Raw genomic sequence first — 1,097 nt, 5'->3', positions numbered from 1 at the left:
TGCAGCCCCATCAAGAATCAAAATCTCAGTACCGATCGGAGTCATTTCAACCAGAGAGCTTGCCTGCCGAAGGCAAGAAATCTCATTTTTTACTACAATGCATTCAAAGGAAATAAAATAGCGTAGATCACATCGAAGCTTAGATAAATACATTTAGCTGAGGATCAATTATTAATAAAGAATTGCAAATTCTAAAAAAAAATAAGGTGTAGGTTAAAGCTACACCTAGTCAAAAATTTAGTCTAAACTCAGTTGGGGTAACTCCTAAAATAAAATCAGCCCAATAGCCTGTTATCATGCCCTAGATTTTTATCTGATTCATCCTGGCTGGCTAAAGCACATTTCTGAAATATTCAATAGCTGCCTCTACTGAAGCTATTTTCGTAGCGTAGATATTCTCTAAAAATTCTCAAAAATCAAATTATTGATTCTATTCGATTTCTTGATCGATGAGTTCAATAATGCGCTCCATCGCCTCCTTTAATTCAATTTCTTCATTTAATCCTTGCATTCGAGTATAGTAATATAAGGAACTAACCAAGTTTCTATAGGGTGGATGATCATAAGCGGGCTTCCAGATTAGTCCTCCTATAATTTTTCCGTCTATGATAACTTGACTGTTCAGATATGTTGAAAATAATAACTCATTTCGTTGTGCTTCTATCTTCATGACATCTTCAAAAGCATCTACCGTCCATTCTTTAATAGATGCCAATAAATATTTTAGTTCTTTATTAGGTATTCGATTGATTTGCCCTGAGGAAATAATGGAATTGAGTATTCCATACCTTGGGTCATAGGTAGGATTATTATCCATTTTAATATGAATGGATTTAAATGTGCTATCTGACATCTTATCGAAAGCTTCTCTATCTGTAAAAAGGGCTTTCATTTCTGAAGCTCCTTCAAATGATTTTTGGTGCCGTTCAATCACATCATTCAAAGCACCAAGATTCCCATTCATCTCTTGCCTAAGGTCGTTTAGAATAGATTGTTGCTCAATTTTAAGTTTTCTGCTCTCATTCCAGCCATTAATCGAAACTGCTATCAGTATACCTATAATAACCAAAACAATTTCGCCAAATGCATATATCAGA

Annotated in this window: 1 protein-coding gene; it reads right to left on the bottom strand. The window is 34.5% G+C overall.

The window, feature by feature from the left end; all coding sequences use genetic code 11:
• Nucleotides 1–430: 430 nt before the first annotated feature.
• The coding region (locus tag AAGF08_RS20355; protein WP_343513290.1) for a DUF6090 family protein at nt 431–1,097 on the bottom strand (667 nt) is incomplete at its 5' end.

It is taken from the genome of Algoriphagus sp. SE2 (genome assembly GCF_039563885.1).
In the GTDB taxonomy this organism is placed as follows: domain Bacteria; phylum Bacteroidota; class Bacteroidia; order Cytophagales; family Cyclobacteriaceae; genus Algoriphagus.
Note: the sequence above shows the minus strand (reverse complement) of the source record. Positions and strands in the feature narration are given on the sequence as shown.